At 71.3% G+C, this 16,118-nt stretch carries 14 protein-coding genes and 1 pseudogene; 3 read left to right on the forward strand and 12 right to left on the reverse strand.

All coding sequences use genetic code 11. The features are described 5' to 3' along the window. The 5 genes and pseudogenes from G3I19_RS25285 to G3I19_RS25305 form a co-directional block, all read right to left on the reverse strand. Positions 1-801, reverse strand: a pseudogene (locus G3I19_RS25285) ((2Fe-2S)-binding protein); the annotation flags it as partial. Continuing rightward, positions 798-1,694 carry an FAD binding domain-containing protein gene (locus tag G3I19_RS25290; RefSeq protein WP_164266012.1) on the reverse strand — a complete coding sequence of 299 codons (897 nt, stop codon included), beginning with the start codon at positions 1,692-1,694 and terminating at the stop codon, positions 798-800. The gene G3I19_RS25290 and the pseudogene G3I19_RS25285, both read right to left, overlap by 4 nt. A gap of 288 nt (positions 1,695-1,982) precedes the next feature. After that, complete coding sequence (locus G3I19_RS25295) at positions 1,983-3,680, reverse strand: beta-N-acetylhexosaminidase (protein ID WP_164266013.1); 1,698 nt, start codon at positions 3,678-3,680, stop codon at positions 1,983-1,985. Between the two features lie 138 nt (positions 3,681-3,818). Then, a complete protein-coding gene (locus G3I19_RS25300) occupies positions 3,819-4,112 on the reverse strand; it encodes a DUF3039 domain-containing protein (protein ID WP_164266014.1) in 294 nt (97 codons plus the stop codon). A 30-nt stretch (positions 4,113-4,142) separates the two neighbouring features. Beyond that, positions 4,143-4,799, reverse strand: a complete 657-nt coding sequence (locus G3I19_RS25305; protein ID WP_203600150.1) for a YqgE/AlgH family protein — start codon at positions 4,797-4,799, stop codon at positions 4,143-4,145. Between the two features lie 293 nt (positions 4,800-5,092). On the opposite strand from G3I19_RS25305, the gene murA reads away from it, so the two are divergent. Further along, positions 5,093-6,439 (forward strand): UDP-N-acetylglucosamine 1-carboxyvinyltransferase, encoded by a 1,347-nt coding sequence (gene murA, locus G3I19_RS25310; RefSeq protein WP_164266016.1) that lies wholly within the window; start codon positions 5,093-5,095, stop codon positions 6,437-6,439. 129 nt (positions 6,440-6,568) lie between these two features. Here the strand turns inward: murA and G3I19_RS25315 are convergent, their stop codons facing one another. From G3I19_RS25315 to G3I19_RS25330, 4 genes are read right to left on the reverse strand one after another with little or no spacing between them, the layout of a single operon-like run. Beyond that, on the reverse strand, positions 6,569-7,618 hold the full coding sequence (locus G3I19_RS25315) for an ABC transporter ATP-binding protein (protein WP_164266017.1): 1,050 nt from the start codon (positions 7,616-7,618) through the stop codon (positions 6,569-6,571). Then, complete coding sequence (locus G3I19_RS25320; protein WP_203600152.1) at positions 7,615-8,433, reverse strand: ABC transporter permease subunit; 819 nt, start codon at positions 8,431-8,433, stop codon at positions 7,615-7,617. Before G3I19_RS25320 ends, G3I19_RS25315 begins: the two co-directional genes overlap by 4 nt. Continuing rightward, positions 8,430-9,326, reverse strand: a complete 897-nt coding sequence (locus G3I19_RS25325) for an ABC transporter permease (protein WP_164266019.1) — start codon at positions 9,324-9,326, stop codon at positions 8,430-8,432. The genes G3I19_RS25320 and G3I19_RS25325 overlap by 4 nt, the downstream gene beginning before the upstream one ends. A gap of 2 nt (positions 9,327-9,328) precedes the next feature. Beyond that, the gene (locus G3I19_RS25330; protein WP_164266020.1) at positions 9,329-10,471 is read right to left on the reverse strand and encodes an extracellular solute-binding protein; all 1,143 of its coding nucleotides are present in this window, start codon (positions 10,469-10,471) and stop codon (positions 9,329-9,331) included. 263 nt (positions 10,472-10,734) lie between these two features. On the opposite strand from G3I19_RS25330, the gene G3I19_RS25335 reads away from it, so the two are divergent. Together G3I19_RS25335 and G3I19_RS25340 are read left to right on the forward strand one after the other, a co-directional pair. Then, the gene (locus G3I19_RS25335) at positions 10,735-11,493 is read left to right on the forward strand and encodes a GntR family transcriptional regulator (protein WP_164266021.1); all 759 of its coding nucleotides are present in this window, start codon (positions 10,735-10,737) and stop codon (positions 11,491-11,493) included. Continuing rightward, positions 11,490-12,176 (forward strand): HAD family phosphatase, encoded by a 687-nt coding sequence (locus tag G3I19_RS25340; RefSeq protein WP_239074811.1) that lies wholly within the window; start codon positions 11,490-11,492, stop codon positions 12,174-12,176. Before G3I19_RS25335 ends, G3I19_RS25340 begins: the two co-directional genes overlap by 4 nt. 78 nt (positions 12,177-12,254) lie before the next feature. Here G3I19_RS25340 and G3I19_RS25345 read toward each other — a convergent pair whose 3' ends face one another. The 3 genes from G3I19_RS25345 to G3I19_RS25355 form a co-directional block, all read right to left on the reverse strand. Then, the gene (locus tag G3I19_RS25345; protein ID WP_003968811.1) at positions 12,255-12,536 is read right to left on the reverse strand and encodes an HU family DNA-binding protein; all 282 of its coding nucleotides are present in this window, start codon (positions 12,534-12,536) and stop codon (positions 12,255-12,257) included. 301 nt (positions 12,537-12,837) lie between these two features. After that, entirely contained in the window at positions 12,838-14,271 is a 1,434-nt protein-coding gene (locus G3I19_RS25350; RefSeq protein WP_164266022.1) for an NAD-dependent malic enzyme, read from the reverse strand. A gap of 443 nt (positions 14,272-14,714) precedes the next feature. Further along, on the reverse strand, positions 14,715-16,118 hold a 1,404-nt coding region (locus G3I19_RS25355), incomplete at its 5' end, for an ATP-binding domain-containing protein (protein WP_164266023.1).

Raw genomic sequence — 16,118 nt, forward strand, 5'->3', positions numbered from 1 at the left:
CTGGACATCGTGGCGGCCGGGGCCGGCCTCGTGACCGTCCCGCGGAACGTCCGGCTCGTCGGCCGCGGTCCCCGGTCCGTCAGCGGCGGGCGGCTCCGTGCCCCTCCCGTGCTCCTCCTGCGGTACGGGCGTGCCGTCGGCGGGAGTTGCGTGACCGGCCGGTTCGGCCGGCCCGGCAGGTTCGGGCTCCTGCGGTACGGCCCAGGGCGCGGGCGCGCCACCGGGCAGCGTGGCGGGGCGCATCAGCGAGGACGCGGTGTACTCACCGGACTCCTCGGGGACGTCCCCCTCGGCGACCGGGATCGTCCACTGGCCGGTGAGGTCCCCGCCGTGCTGCTGTGCCTGCTGGGACTGCTGTGCCTGCTGGGGCTGGTGCTGCTCGTGCGGCTGTTCGGGCACCGGCGGCTGCTGCGCGTCCCCGAACGTCCACTGCCCCGTGGCCACCGGCTCGTGCGGGTATCCGGGACCGGCGTGCGGATCCTGTGCCGGCTCCGGCCAGTACGGCGTCTCGGGCGCCTGGTAAGGCTGGTGCGTCTGATACTGCTGCGGCTGCTGCTGCGCCGGGTCCGGTGCCTGCGGCATCTGTGGCACCGACCACTGCCCGGTGCCGGCGGGATCCGTGCCCGCCGCGGGCGTCAACGGCAGGATCATCGGCGGTACATAGCCGTGGCCGGGCGCGGCCAGCGGTGCGCCGGACGGGTCCATGCCCTCCGGGAGCTGCACGAACGCGGTGGCCTCCGCGTCGTACTCACCGCCCTGCGGGACCGGCTGCCAGCCGCCCCGGTCGTCGTTGGTGGTCACGAGAGTGCCCTCCCCAGTGCTCGCCGGGCCAGTGCGGCGACGGTCCGCCGCAGGTGCAGTACGGCCGGGGGCAGCGGCTGCGCCTCGCCCCCTTCGGGCGGCGGTGCCGCATCGGGGATACAGGCGGCGGCGACGTACTCACCGAAGGCGGTGAGCGCCTCCTGCGCCAGCCCGCGCTCCCCGTCCCAGTCGATGAGCGAGGCGATCCACTGCTCGGCCTCCATCGGCCGCAGCGGCATCGGCGCGACGGCTCCCACCGCGCAGCGCACCCCGCGCCTGGCCGGGTCGAGGACCACCGCGACGGACGCGGTGGCGCGGCCGGGGCCGGTACGCCCGGTGGCCTTGAGGAAGACCTGGGGCGCGTGCAGCAGCGGTACCCGTACGAAGCCCACGAGTTCGGCGGGCTGGAGCATGTCCCGGCCCGCGAGCAGATGCGACACCGGGGTCTCGCGGCGGGCACCGCCAGGACCCGCGACGACCAGGGTGGCCTCCAGCGCGGCCAGCACGGGCAGCGCGTCGCCGGTCGGTGCGGAGGTGACGATGTTGCCCCCGAGGGTCCCCGCGTTACGGATCTGCGGCGGGCCCGCGGCGCGCGCGGCGGCGGCCAGCGCGGGGATGAGCGCGGCGAAGTCGGGCCGTCCCATCCGGGCATGGGTGAGGCCGGCGCCGAGCAGCGCGTGGCCGTCCTGGTAGTGCCAGCCGCGGATCTCGCTGATCCTGCCGAGTCCGACGAGTCCCGTGGGCCGCAGCAGCCCCGAGTTCACGGCCGCCATCAGATCGGTGCCGCCCGCGACGGGGACGGCGGCAGGCATGGCCGTCAGCGCCGCCACAGCCTCGTCGAGCGACGGCGGCAGCGTCACGGACTGCGCCGCCTGCGGTGCGTGCGTGGTCAACCCAGCTGCCCCTTCCCGGTGTCCCGGTGTCCCGGCTGTCCCGCCTGTTGCGCCGTACGGTACGTGCTCAGAGCCCGGACGTGGCAACTCTGGCACATCTTCCGCACTGCCCGACGGGAGGGTCCGCGAAGGGCAGATCCATCCCTTCCCAGACCGAACGTCCGCATTCACGCGACATTGCCGTGAAGTGCCGATTACCGCTCTTCTGCACCCGTTGCCGGAGTTGTTCGACCCGGCGGTCCATGGTTGCGGAGCGCCCGGAGCCCGGTACACACCTTGCCCGCACGCTCACACGTTTGGGGGCGCCCCCTCGATCGGGCGTCCGAGCGCCGCGGGCGCGAGACCGCCGGGAGCGGGCCGCTGCTGCGAGGGCAACGGGCCGCCGGGCGGCCGGTACTGGACACCGAGCGCGTCAAGTCGGGCGTAGTGCACGGTCATCCGGCGGCCGAAGCCGGCGAAGTCGCGGGCCGCCGGTTCGGGCAGCGCCGACCAGGCGACCTCGGCGAAGGCGGCGAGCCGGGGGAACACCTGGTAGTCCACCCGGCTCTGGTTCTCCATCACCTCGGTCCAGACGTTGGCCTGGGTGCCGAGGACATGGGCGGCGGCCTCGGGGCTCAGCTGCGGCGGTACGGGCTCGAAGCGGTAGACGTCCTCCAGGGTGCGGACGTAACCGATGGGCATCGGCTCGTCGTCGCCGCCGTCCTGCCGGTGGTCCAGATACACCTGCTGCTCGGGGCACATGACGACGTCGTGGCCGGCCTCGGCCGCGGCGATCCCGGCCGCGTAACCGCGCCAGGAGGAGACGGCAGCGCCGGGCGCGAGCCCGCCTTCCAGGATTTCGTCCCAGCCGATGAGACGCCGCCCGCGCTCGGCCAGCCACCGGTCGAAGTGCAGGATGAACCAGGACTGGAGTTCGTCCTCGTTGCCGAGTCCCAGCCCTTCGATGTTCGCCTGCGCGGCCGCGGACTCCTTCCACTGGTCCTTGGGGCACTCGTCGCCGCCGAGATGGATGAAGGCCGAGGGGAAGAGCTCCAGGACCTCCTCCAGTACTCCCTCGTAGAAGCGCAGCGAACTCTCCGTCGGGGCGAGCACATTGGGGTTGACGCCCCAGGTGTCCCAGACGGTGAGGGCCGCCGTGTCGATGACGTCGGTGTTGCCCAGCTCCGGGTAGGCGGCGATGGCGGCCTGCGAGTGGCCCGGGATGTCGATCTCGGGGACGACGGTGATGTGCCGCTCCGCCGCGTACGCGACGATCTCGCGGATGTCGTCCTGGGTGTAGTAACCGCCGTGCGGCTTCTCGTCCCAGAGCGGTGACGCGCGGTGCCCCCACTTCGTACGGGCGCGCCAGGCACCGACCTCCGTCAGCCGCGGGTAGCGCTTGATCTCGATGCGCCAGCCCTGGTCGTCGGTGAGGTGGAAGTGGAAGACGTTGAGCTTGTGGGCGGCGAGGAGGTCGATATAGCGCAGTACGCCGTCCTTGGGCATGAAGTGCCGTGCCACGTCGAGCATCATGCCGCGCCAGCCGAAGCGGGGGCTGTCATCGATGGCGCAGCCGGGGATCCGCCACGGGGCGCCCGGCCGCAGCGGGGCCCGGCGGAAGGCGTCGGGGCCGAGCAGCTGACGGAGCGTCTGCGCACCCCAGAAGAGACCGGCCGCGCTCCGGCCGTCCAGGCGGACACCGCCGCTGTCGACGGTGAGCGTGTACGCCTCGGGGCTGCCGCCCGGTGTGTCCGACGCGAGCGCGGGATCGATCCGCAGCCGGACGGTCCCGCCGGCCGCGCGCCCTCCGGGACCGGAATCAGAACCGGCACTCTCGACGGGGCCGGGCCCCAGCGGCAGTCCGGTCGCGTCGCCGATCACCTGCCGCAGCCACCGGGCGACCCCCTCGGTGCCGGGTCCGGCGTCGATGACCGTGCCGGCGTCCAGGGTGAACGCGCCGCCGTTCTGCGTGTCCTGTGCGCCGAGGGGCGCGGGAATCAGATCCATGCGCCCATCCTGCCGGACCTACCGACCAGTGGCATAGACCAATTCACCGGGATATGGCGGAGGAGCGGCCCGCCTCCCGGAGGAGGCCGCGGCCGCGCCGTACGCCTGCCGTGGGACGGGACGGGGCGGAGCGGGGCGCTACTTCTTGCCGCCGTCCTTGCCGCCCTTGTCCTTGTCGCCACCGGCGCCCATGGACTCGTAGATCTCCTTGCACATGGGGCAGACCGGATACTTCTTCGGGTCGCGGCCCGGCACCCAGACCTTGCCGCAGAGTGCGACAACAGGCGTGCCTTCCAGCGCGCTCGCCATGATCTTGTCCTTCTGGACATAGTGGGCGAAGCGCTCGTGGTCGCCGTCGCCGTTCGACACCTGGGGTGTCGGCTCTACGAGGGTCCCCGTACCTGCCCCGCGCTCGGGCTCAAGAGTGCTCATGAGGGCCAAGGGTACTGACTCATTCCGCCTTCAGTTCAGCGAAGGGTCGTCCGGATAGGTGGCGATCATCGCCAGACCGCCCCGCTGGCGCCTCAGCACCGACCGCCACAGCCCCTCCGGGTCGGGCGACGACACATCGCCGGGCTCCGAATCGACCACGTACCAGGCCCCCGCCGTCACCTCGGCGGCCAGCTGCCCCGGGCCCCAGCCCGCGTAACCGGCGAAGATCCGCAGCGAGCCGAGCGCCGCCGCGAGCAGTTCGGGAGGGGTCTCCAGATCGACCAGGCCGATCGCGCCGTACACCCGCCGCCAGCCGATGGGGTCGTTACGGTCGGCGCGGCGCCGCAGCCCGGTGGCCGCGTCGCCCCACGGCCTGCGCCGGGGGGTGGGCTCGTCGATGCCGGAAAGCTCGGGTGCCTTGCCGCCGCCGGGGATCACCGCGATACCGAGCGCCGAGTCCAGCGAGACCGGGCCGCCCTGGAAGACGACGCCGGGCTCCCCGGTGAGCTGCTCCCAGCCCGCCAGAATGTCACCGACGCCGACCGGGGTCGGGCGGTTCAGCACCACCCCGAGGGAGCCCTCCCCGTCGTGGTCGAGGACGAGCACCACGGCACGGTCGAAATTCGGGTCCGCCAGGGCGGGGGTGGCCACGAGCAGCCGCCCTGTGAGCGAGGACACCTCCGTCATGGGACACATGATCCCGCACATTGGCGCTCCGTGGGGCGCGGGTACCGGGAGCGCGCATCCGGCGCAGCTCAGCGCGGGAGAAGCGTGCGGGAAGCAGGCTCACGCGGGCGGCGCAGGCGGCTCCGCGCGGGACCGGCGACGGCGGCGCGCCGTGACAGATCCCGTACGGAGCGTGTTGTAGCGAAGTCATGACGCACCACAGCCCCCCTTTGCCTTATGGAAGCGGGGTGTTCGCCCCTTACTCTGTGAGACTGCCCCTCTGTCCACCCCCCCTCCACCGGAACGCGAGATTCATGACCGGCACTGGCACCGACGATGTCCTGCTCGTCCACGGCGGCAACCCGCTCGAGGGCGAGATCCGCGTTCGCGGCGCGAAGAACCTCGTGCCCAAGGCGATGGTCGCCGCCCTGCTGGGCAGCGGTCCGAGCAGACTGCGCAATGTGCCCGACATCCGGGACGTACGCGTCGTACGCGGGCTGCTCCAGCTGCATGGTGTGACCGTCCGCCCCGGCGAGGAACCGGGCGAGCTGATCCTCGACCCGTCGCATGTCGAGAGCGCCAACGTCGCGGACATCGACGCCCACGCGGGCTCGTCGCGCATCCCGATCCTCTTCTGCGGCCCGCTGCTGCACCGGCTGGGTCACGCGTTCATCCCCGGCCTCGGCGGCTGCGACATCGGCGGCCGGCCGATCGACTTCCACTTCGAGGTGCTGCGCCAGTTCGGTGCGACGATCGAGAAGCGGGCGGACGGCCAGTATCTGGAGGCCCCGCAGCGGCTGCGCGGCTGCAAGATCCGGCTGCCGTACCCGTCGGTCGGCTCGACCGAGCAGGTGCTGCTGACGGCCGTGCTCGCCGAGGGCGTCACCGAGCTGTCGAACGCGGCCGTCGAGCCGGAGATCGAGGACCTCATCTGCGTGCTGCAGAAGATGGGCGCGATCATCTCGATGGACACCGACCGGACGATCCGGATCACCGGTGTCGACCAGCTCGGCGGCTACAACCACCGGGCGCTCCCGGACCGTCTGGAGGCCGCGTCCTGGGCGTCGGCCGCGCTGGCGACCGAGGGCAACATCTATGTGCGCGGCGCCCAGCAGCGTTCGATGATGACCTTCCTCAACACCTTCCGCCGGGTCGGCGGCGCCTTCGAGATCGACGACGAGGGCATCCGCTTCTGGCACCCGGGCGGCCCGCTGAACGCCATCGCCCTGGAGACGGACGTCCACCCCGGCTTCCAGACCGACTGGCAGCAGCCGCTGGTGGTGGCGCTGACGCAGGCGAGCGGCCTGTCCATCGTCCACGAGACGGTGTACGAGTCCCGGCTCGGCTTCACGTCGGCGCTGAACCAGATGGGCGCGCACATCCAGCTCTACCGCGAGTGCCTGGGCGGCTCGGACTGCCGCTTCGGCCAGCGCAACTTCCTGCACTCGGCGGTCGTCAGCGGCCCCACCAAGCTGCAGGGCGCCGACCTGGTCATCCCCGACCTGCGCGGCGGCTTCTCGTACCTGATCGCGGCACTGGCGGCCCAGGGCACGTCCCGGGTGCACGGCATCGACCTGATCAACCGCGGCTACGAGAACTTCCTGGACAAGCTGATCGAACTGGGCGCGAAGGTGGAACTGCCGGGAGCGGCACTGGTCTGACGGGCCCACCGAGCCTGTCCTGGGGGTCCCCCCGGACGGAGTCTGGGGGAGCTTGAGGACGAGCGCGCCGAAGGCTGCGCGATACACCCGCACCCTTCGGCGCCGCCCACACCCAGCACCACCCACCCGTCACCGCTCGGCGACAAGCACCGGATTCTCGTGCGGCGAAAGCGTGCACCGGGCCCCCACCGTGAGCTTCCCCGCCTCCCAGCTGGGCAGATCGGCCTTGAGCGCGAGACCGCTGTCCGTGGTGAGGTGCAGCCGCGTGGTGGGCCCGAGGAAGGTCGCCACCCGTACGGTCGCCCCGGTCCCCCCGTCCGCGTCCGCCGCGCCCACCGCGAGCCCTTCGGGCCGCAGCAGGACGTCGACCTCGCGGCCGGCCGCCGGCGCGTCCCCGTGGATGGGGAGCCGGCGCCCGAAGAGCTCCACCACTCCCCCGTCGCGGACCGTGCCGGGCAGCCGGTTCATGGTGCCCACGAACTCGGCCACGAACGGCGTCGCCGGACGCTCGTACAGCTCGGAAGGCGCCGCGCACTGCTCAAGCCTGCCGTCCTTCATCACGGCGACCCGGTCCGCCATGGACAGCGCCTCCTCCTGGTCGTGCGTGACGAAGACCGTGGTGATGGCCAGCTCCAGCTGGATACGGCGGATCTCCTCGCGCAGCGTGAGCCGCACCTTGGCGTCGAGCGCCGACAGCGGTTCGTCGAGGAGCAGCACCTTCGGCTGGACGGCGAGCGCGCGGGCCAGTGCCACGCGCTGCTGCTGGCCGCCGGAGAGCTGGTGCGGGTAGTGGTCCCCGCGGCCGGGGAGGCCGACCAGGTCGAGGAGTTCGGCGGAGCGCGCCCGCCGCTCGGCAGCGGCTTTCCCCCGTACCCGCAGCCCGTACGCCACGTTCTCGGCGGCTGTCATGTTCGGGAAGAGGCTGTACGACTGGAAGACCATGCCGATGTCGCGCCGGTGGGCGGGGACGGCGGTGACGTCCCGCCCGTCCATCAGCAGTTCGCCGCTGTCCGCGGATTCGAAGCCCGCGATGATGCGCAGCGCGGTGGTCTTCCCGCACCCGGAAGGGCCGAGGAGCGCGACCAGTTCGCCGGGGCCGATGTCCAGATCGAGACCGGCGAGCGCCACCGTGGGGCCGAAGTCCCTCCGCAGGTTCCTGAGTTGGACGGGGACGCTCATGCTGTGGCCTTCCTTCGGTTGCGGCCGCCGGCCAGAGTGGTGAGGAGGAGCAGCAGCCCCCAGCTGATCAGCAGGCTCAGCATCGCGGCGGCGACGGAGAGCTGGGCCTCGCTGTCGCCGACCTGCACCATCCAGACGGCGAACGGTGCGAAGCCGAGCACGGATGCGACGGTGTACTCGCCGAGCACCATGGCCAGACTGAGTACGGCCCCGCCGATCACCGCGGAGCGCAGATTCGGTACGACGACCCGCAGCAGGGTCTGGGTGCGTGAGGCGCCCAGGCTCCGGGACGCCTCGACGAGCGTACGGAGATCGACGGCGCGCAGCCCCGCGTCCAGCGAGCGGAACAGGAACGGCAGCGACATCACTGTGTAGACCAGCACGAGGATCAGCGGGAAGTCCTTGTTCTGCAGGGCCTGGAAGGTCCCGTAGAGCGGGGTCGTGGACAGGTCCTGCTGCCAGGACAGGACGGTGCTGACGCCGGCGACCAGCGCGATCGGCGGCACCACCAGCGGCATCATCGAGAGGATCTCGACCGTGCGCCGCAGCCCGGGGAAGTACAGGGCGACCGCGACCGTCGTGGGCACCATCAGGGCGAGCCCGAGGACGACGGTGGCGAGCCCGAGCCCCAGCGAGAGCAGCAGGCTGCTGGTCATCCCGTCGGAGCCGAGGCCCTTGGTGTACGGGTCGAAGCTGATCCCGTCGGCGTTGTCGACCGTGAACCAGAGCGAGGCCACGACCGGCACCAGGAAGTAGAGCGCGGCCAGCACGAGCACCGGTCCGCGGGTGCGCCCGGCCGTGCCTGCTGTCGTCATCCGAGCCATCGGGCACTCCGTCGCTGCAGCGGGATCTGTACGGCCATCACGAGCAGCGCGATCACGACCATGTTGAGGCTCATGGCGAGCGCCAGGTTCTCCTGTCCGGCCAGCACGTTGCCGTTCAGGGCGTTGGAGATCTGGAGGGTGATCAGCGGCACCGAACTCCCGGTCATCACCGCCGCGGTGGCCTGCGAGGCGAAGGCGGTGCCGAACATCAGGACCGCGCCGCCGAGCAGTGAGGGCGTCAGCACCGGGATGCCGATGTGCAGCCAGAACTGGCGGCGGGTGGCTCCGCAGGACGCGGCGGCCTCCTGCCACTGGGTGCGCAGCCCGTCGAGCGCGGGCAGCACGGTCACCACCATCAGCGGGATCATGAAGTAGAGGTAGGCGAGCACCAGGCCGGTGAAGCTGTAGAGGCTGAAGCCGGTGGAGTGCAGCGACAGCAGCCTGGTGAGCGTGCCGGTGGTGCCGAGGGTGGCGATGAAGGCGAAGGCGAGCGGCGCGCCGCTGAAGTTGGCGAAGACCCCGGAGGCCGCGACGACGGCCTTGCGCAGGGCCGGGCGCTTCGACGTGGCGACGGCCTGGGCGATCAGCGCGCCGAAGAGGGTGGCCAGCAGGGCGCTGACGACGGAGAGTTCGACGCTTCCGGTGAGCCCGGTCGCGTAGGCCCCGGAGAGCGAGTCGCTGACGTTGTCGGTGCCGAAGTGCGCCGCGCCGCTCGCGTCGGTGACCATGAAGGCGTTGTACGCCATGGTGCCCGCGGGCAGGCCGAAGCAGAGGGCGAGGAAAACGAAGTACGGGAGGACGGCGGGCCAGCGGTGGCGGCCCCGGCGGCGTACGGCCGGTTTCGCCCCGGCGGCGACCGCCGTACCAACGGCTTGGTCGGCCATCGTCAGCTGACCGCCTTGGCCCAGCCCTGGACGACGGCTTCCTTGGCCTTGGCCTCCTGGGCGGGGCTCGCGGTCTTCGCGGCGCCCTCCACACGCGGAAGGGCCTTGGCGGCCTTGTCGGCTGTGCCGTTCTTCTCCATCACGTCGAGCAGCGCGGGGCGGGAGAAGCCGCGCAGCCAGATGTTCTGGCCCTCGGTGCTGTAGAGGAACTCCAGCCACAGCCGGGCGGCCGCCGGGTGCGGGGCGTACTTGTTGACGCCCTGGTTGTAGTAGTTGGAGTACGCGGCGTCGGACGGGGCGGTGACCTGCCAGTCGACGCCCTTGGCCTTCAGCTTGGCCGCGTAGCCGAGGTTGAGGTAGTCCCAGTCGATCGAGATGGGCGTCTCGCCCTTCTGGATGGTGGCGAGGGTCGACTCGGCGGGGACGTAATTGCCCTTCTTCTTCAGTTCCTTGAAGAAGTCGAGGCCGGGCTGTACGTCGTCGAGGGAGCCGCCGTTGGCCAGCGAGGCGGCGAAGACGGCGGCCAGCGCCGAACTGGACTCGCCCGGGTTGCCGTTCAGGGCGACCTTGTCCTTGTACTGGGGCTTGAGCAGGTCCTTGAAGGTCTTCGGGCAGTGGGTGACGGCCTTGGCGTCGCAGCCGATCGAGATATAGCCGCCGTAGTTGTTCAGATACGAGCCGTCGGCCTGCTTCTGGGCCGCGGGTATGCCGTTCCAGCCGGTGACCTTGTACGGGGCGAGCAGCTTCTGCGCCTTGGCCTGCTGCATGTACGCGGTGCCGAGGTCGAGCGCGTCGACGGCCCGGTCCTGGCCCTTGCGCTTGGCCGCCGCGTTGAGGGCCTGCTGGCTGCTGCCGCCCGGGTTCTCGTTGTTGACCTTGATGCCGTACTTCTTCTCGAAGGCCGAGATCATCTCGCCGTAGTTGGCCCAGTCGGGCGCCAGCGCGTAGACGTTGAGCGTGCCTTCCTTCTTGGCCTCCTTGGCGAGGGCCGCCATCCCGCCGAGGTCCGCCGCCGATTCCGCCTTCGCCGCCTTGCTGTTCGCGGCGTCGGCGGTGGGGGCGGCCCCGCAGCCACTGGCCACCGCCGCGGTGGCGAGCACGGCTGCCGCGATGCCTGCGAAGCGGGCCGGTCGGGATGGGTTCACGTTGTACTCCTGCGATTCAAGGCCAGCCACTTGTCTGGACAAGCCATCAGTCAGTAAGCCTGGGCAAGCTAACAGCAAGACGACCGTCAAACAACCCCGAACGATCCTAAAAACCGCAGGTCAGAAGCGTTATCGAAGTTTTGGTTTAAGATCTCGCGGATCGGTGAGACACATACATCGAACCTCCGTGGGATGCATGACGGTGTGCACAGATGACATGATCAGCCGTCGCCCGGAACACCGGGCCCACCAGGAGGAGTGACGTGACCCGACGGCATCAGGAGATTGCCGACACTCTCCGCCGTGACCTCGCGGAAGGCCGGTTTCCGGTCGGCTCCCCGCTGCCGTCGGAGACCGAACTGGCGGCCGTGCACGGCGTTTCGCGCGGCACCGTCCGGCAGGCCCTGGCGACGCTGCTCGCCGAGGGGCTGCTCGGGTCACGGCAGGGCACGCGCCACACTGTGCTGAGCACCACACCCAGCCAGAGCTTCACCGAACTGCGCAGTTTCGCGCAGTGGGCGCGGGCCGGCGGGCACCTCCCGGGCGGGCTCGTCCTGGACTCCGTACGCGCGGGTGCGAGCGCCGAGGAGGCCGCGCTGCTCCAACTGGCACCGGGCGACGCCGTGCTGCGCGTCCTGCGGCTGCGCACCCTGGACGGCGACCCGGTCCTGCTGGAGCGCACGGTGTACGCGGGCTGGACCGCCGACGCCGTCGAAGCGCTGCCCGCCGACTGCGAGTCCGTCACGCAGCGGCTCCTCGACGACACCGGGCTGGTCTTCGCGCACGGCGAGCACCATCTGGACGCCGTGGCGGCCGGCACCGTCGACGCCCGTGAACTGCGGGTACGGCGTGGCAGCCCGCTGCTGCGGGTGCGGCGCACCACGCTCACCGCCGACGGGCGGCCCGTCGAGACCTCGGACGACCGCTACCGCCCCGGCTCGGTCGTCTTCACCGTACGCAACTCCATACAGGCCAACCCCCTGGCCCGTACCTCACCGGAACAGAAAAGCGAGCCCTCATGACGCTCCCCGCGGCGCTGCTGTGCGACATGGACGGCACCCTCGTCGACACCGAGCACGCCTGGCTGCAGACCGTCGCCCGGCTGCTCAGCGCGGAGGGTGTCCCCGCGGGGCCCGCTGTCGTGGCGGCCTACGCCGGTGCCGCGGTGGCCGACGCGGCGGAACGCGCGGTCCACGAGCACGGCGTCGGACTGACGGTGGCCGATGCCGCGGCCCGCCTCGACCGGGACTTCACGGCGGGCGTGGCCTCCGGGGTCACCGTCCAGCCGGGCGCCCTGCGGCTGCTCGACCAGGCGGCCGCGCTGGGCATCGCGGTGGCCCTGGTCACCGCCTCGGAGCGGCATGTGGCGGACATGGTGCTCGGCACGCTCGGCGCGCACCGGTTCGCCGCGTCCGTGGCCTCGGGCGAATCGGCGCGCGGAAAGCCCCATCCGGACCCGTATCTGGCGGCAGCGGCGGCGCTGGGCGCCGATCCGGCGCACTGTCTGGCCGTCGAGGACACCCCGACCGGCGCCGCTGCGGCGCTGGCGGCGGGGTGCCGTCTGCTGGCGGTCCCCACGGTCCCGGGCATCGCCGCGGGGCCGCGCACCACCGTCGTCGCGTCCCTGACGGCCGTTGACCTGCTGACGTTCCGGGAGAACGGCGGCCAGGGCCACAGCGCGGCCACCGGGGCCGGACAGCTCTGAGCGCGCCGCCCGGACATGCCGGAGGGCGGCCCACCCTGACCGGGTGGCCGCCCTCCGTCACGTGCTTTGCGCTCGGGGTTACTTGCCCTTGGCGGCTTCCTTGAGCTTCGAGCCCGCGGAGACCTTCACGCTGTAGCCGGCGGGGATGTTGATCGGGTCGCCGGTCTGCGGGTTACGCGCGGTGCGAGCGGCACGGTGGGTGCGCTCGAAGGTCAGGAAGCCGGGGATGGTGACCTTCTCGTCGCCCTTGGCGACGATCTCGCCGACCGTCTCGGCGAGAGCGGCCAGAACGGCGTCGGCGTCCTTACGAGTCACCTCGGCACGATCGGCCAGGGCGGCCACCAGCTCACTGCGGTTCATGTTGTTACTCCCGTGTTCTTCTTGCCTGTAAGGCGTGAGATCGAAGCCGATGCTGCCAGGGCCCTAGGACAGTCCCCGGACCCGGGTCTGACGTCAGACCCTCGCGCCCGAATATGCATCCTGCCCCCACCAACGGCGGGAAAGCCAATCCGGCACTCACCGGAGTCACACGAACGCGTCACTGTCCCGGGACGGTGACGCTCCGTCGACTCCGTGAAACCCGGCTGTGGGCGCCCAGGGGCTCATTTCCCGCCACCCTAAAGGGGCGTTTGGGGCCGCGAGTCCCGCGACGCGCCGAGCGTCAGGCGGACGTGGGCGTCGACACCGTCACACCGGCGGCCTTCGCGGCCGACCTGACCGCCCCCGCGACCGCTCCGGCGACCTTGTCGTTGAAGACCGACGGGATGATGTAGTTCGCGTTGAGCTCGTCCGCGCCGACGACATCGGCGAGCGCGCCGGCGGCGGCCAGCATCATCTCCGTGTTGACGGTACGGGACTGGGCGTCGAGCAGACCGCGGAAGACACCCGGGAAGACCAGCACGTTGTTGATCTGGTTCGGGAAGTCCGACCGGCCGGTGGCCACAACTGCCGCCGTCTGACGGGCGATCGCCGGGTCGACCTCGGGGTCGGGATTCGCAAGAGCGAACACAATCGCGCCGTCCGCCATGGCCGCGACGTCCTCACCGCCCAGCACGTTGGGGGCCGAGACACCGATGAAGATGTCGGCGCCGACCACGGCCTCCTTCAACGTGCCGGTCACACCTTCGGGGTTGGTGTTGTCGGCGATCCAGCGCAGCGGCGACTCCGGCGTGGCGTCGACCAGGTCCGCGCGGCCCGCGTGCACCACACCGTGGATGTCGGCGACGACCGCGTGCTTGACGCCGGCGGCCAGGAGCAGTTTCAGAATGGCCGTACCGGCCGCTCCGGCGCCGGACATGACCACCCGGACCTCGCTGAACTCCTTGTCCACCACGCGCAGTGCGTTGGTCAGCGCGGCGAGCACGACGATCGCGGTGCCGTGCTGGTCGTCGTGGAAGACCGGGATGTCGAGGGCCTCGCGGAGCCGGGCCTCGATCTCGAAGCAGCGGGGCGCCGAGATGTCCTCCAGGTTGATGCCGGCGAAGCCGGGCGCGATGGCCTTGACGATCTCCACGATCGCGTCGGAGTCCTGGGTGTCGAGGCAGAGCGGCCAGGCGTCGATCCCCGCGAAGCGCTTGAAGAGGGCCGCCTTGCCCTCCATGACCGGCAGTGCGGCCTTCGGGCCGATGTTGCCGAGACCCAGCACGGCCGAGCCGTCCGTCACCACTGCAACGGAGTTGCGCTTGATGGTGAGCCGGCGGGCGTCCTCCGGGTTGTCCGCGATCGCCATGCAGACGCGGGCCACACCGGGGGTGTAGATCATCGAGAGGTCGTCACGGTTGCGGATGGGGTGCTTGGACGCCATCTCGATCTTGCCGCCGAGGTGCATCAGGAAGGTACGGTCGGAGACCTTCCCGAGCTCGACCCCCTCGATGCCCTTGAGCTGCTGCACGATCTGGTTGGCGTGGTCGGTGGAGGAGGCGGCGATGGTGACATCGATCCGGAGCTTCTCGTGACCGGAAGCGGTGACGTCGAGGCCGGTGACCGAGCCACCGGAGGACTCCACGGCCGTGGTGAGCTGGCTGACCGCGGTCCCGCTCGCGGGAACCTCCAGACGCGCCGTGATCGAGTACGAGACGCTGGGCGCCGTTGCCATGGCCGACTTCCTTTGCTTTTCCCTGGCTGTTCGGTAAAACGCATCCGATGGTCGCACCTACCAGCCAGTAGCTGGTAATGGGGCCTTCGATTCGGAAAGTGTTTTCCACCATACGAGAAACCACCTGGTCGGGGAACCCCCCAGCGGCGAACGGCCGCAGAAAGTTGCGCCGACCAGGACGGAAACAGAAAAAGTCCGTACCACCCGAGGGCGGTACGGACTTTCTTCAACTGAGTGACACCGGCCCGCCATGCTCGCCTCGCGGCAAGTGGTCGCTCGAAGCGACGAAGGTTGGGCCCGGGGGCTTGGATCGAGCCGGTGTCACGACCAGGTTAACAAACCACCCGGGAAAGTGATTCCCCTGCGGCGCATTGACTCCGGAACGGTCTTCCGGGACCGCGCCCCCGGACCGTGCCGTCGACCCGCGTCACCGGCCCGCGCCGTCAGTCCCGCAACAGGTCAGGTACGCCGTCCCCGTCGGGCGCGTCACCGGCCGCCGAGACCACCGTGAGCTGCTGCGTGGCACGGGTCAGCGCCACGTACAGGACCCGCAGCCCGGCCGGTGACTCGTCCGCGATCTCCGCGGGCGACACCACGACCGTCGCGTCGTACTCCAGGCCCTTCGCCTCCAGGCTGCCCAGCGCCACCACCCGTTCCCCGAGACCGGCCAGCCACTTCCCGGCCTGCTCGCGCCGGTTCATGGCGACCACCACACCGACCGTGCCGTCGACCCGGCCGAGCAGCAGCTCCGCCTCCGCCCGCACCGTGCCCGCCAGGTCCCCGCCGGATACGACGGCGAAACGCGGCTCGACCCCGGTGGAGCGGACCGCCGACGGCGACTCCATGCCCGGCATGGCCAGCGCCAGCACCTTCGCCGCCAGCTCGGCGATCTCCGCCGGGTTGCGGTAGTTGACGGTCAGGGTGAAGCGGCGGCGCGGGCGGGCGCCGAGCGCCTCGTCGCGGGCCTCCGCCGCCTCGTCCGGGGCCGACCACGACGACTGCGCCGCGTCACCCACGACCGTCCAGGTCGCCTGGCGGCCGCGGCGGCCGACCATCCGCCACTGCATGGGCGTCAGGTCCTGCGCCTCGTCGACGATGACGTGCGCGTACTCGGTGCGCTCCTGCGCCAGCCGCTCGGCCCGCTCCCACTGGGTCTCCTCGCGGTGCGGCATCAGCTCTTCGAGACCGGTGAGCTGGTCCAGCGGGTCGTACTCGCGCTTCTTCCTCGGCCGGTGCGGTGTGCCCAGCAGCGCCTGGAGTTCGTCCAGGAGCGCCACGTCGTGCACCGAGAGCGCCTCGCGCCGCAGCGAGCGGGCCAGCTTGCGCACCTCGCCCTGGTTGAGCACCCGGCGGGCCCAGCGGCCGAGCCTGCGCTCGTCGGCCATCGCGGCGAGCACCCCGCGCGGGGTCAGCTCGGGCCACCAGGCGTCCAGGAAGTCGGTGAAGCTGTCCTCGCCCGTCACGTCGTCGTCGAAGGACGAACGCAGCTCGGCGGCCAGTTCGGGGTCGCTCGCGTACGAGGAAGCGCCCCGCGCCCGGCCGCCCGACTTGGCCCACAGCGCGTCGAGCAGCAGCCGCCGGGCGCGCGGGCGCAGCAGGTTGACGGGCGCGGTGCCGCCGAGGACGTTCTGGCGGATACGCCGGAGCTCGTCCGATTCGAGCTCGAGCCGGCCGCCGAAGACGACCACCCGCAGCCGGTCGGGGGTGCCGGGTGCCGGTGTGTCCTGCGGCTCCTGCGGCTCGCCGGAATGCGGGGCGGACTGCTGGTCGGGCTGCTCGTCGGGGTCGCCGAAGGACAGCTGGCCGTCGGCCGCGCGGCCGCCCTGACCGCCGCGGGTCCGCTGCCG

The organism is Streptomyces sp. SID10853 (genome assembly GCF_010548145.1).
Classification (GTDB): domain Bacteria; phylum Actinomycetota; class Actinomycetes; order Streptomycetales; family Streptomycetaceae; genus Streptomyces.

Excerpts from the sequence above, each read along its gene's own strand:
- G3I19_RS25300 (WP_164266014.1), bottom strand. The coding sequence starts at position 4,112 with ATGAGCACTCTTGAGCCCGAGCGCGGGGCAGGTACGGGGACCCTCGTA.
- murA (WP_164266016.1), top strand. The coding sequence starts at position 5,093 with ATGACCGGCACTGGCACCGACGATGTCCTGCTCGTCCACGGCGGCAAC.
- G3I19_RS25340 (WP_239074811.1), top strand. The coding sequence starts at position 11,490 with ATGACGCTCCCCGCGGCGCTGCTGTGCGACATGGACGGCACCCTCGTC.
- G3I19_RS25295 (WP_164266013.1), bottom strand. The coding sequence starts at position 3,680 with ATGGATCTGATTCCCGCGCCCCTCGGCGCACAGGACACGCAGAACGGC.
- G3I19_RS25320 (WP_203600152.1), bottom strand. The coding sequence starts at position 8,433 with ATGACGACAGCAGGCACGGCCGGGCGCACCCGCGGACCGGTGCTCGTG.
- G3I19_RS25345 (WP_003968811.1), bottom strand. The coding sequence starts at position 12,536 with ATGAACCGCAGTGAGCTGGTGGCCGCCCTGGCCGATCGTGCCGAGGTG.
- G3I19_RS25315 (WP_164266017.1), bottom strand. The coding sequence starts at position 7,618 with ATGAGCGTCCCCGTCCAACTCAGGAACCTGCGGAGGGACTTCGGCCCC.
- G3I19_RS25325 (WP_164266019.1), bottom strand. The coding sequence starts at position 9,326 with ATGGCCGACCAAGCCGTTGGTACGGCGGTCGCCGCCGGGGCGAAACCG.
- G3I19_RS25305 (WP_203600150.1), bottom strand. The coding sequence starts at position 4,799 with ATGACGGAGGTGTCCTCGCTCACAGGGCGGCTGCTCGTGGCCACCCCC.
- G3I19_RS25350 (WP_164266022.1), bottom strand. The coding sequence starts at position 14,271 with ATGGCAACGGCGCCCAGCGTCTCGTACTCGATCACGGCGCGTCTGGAG.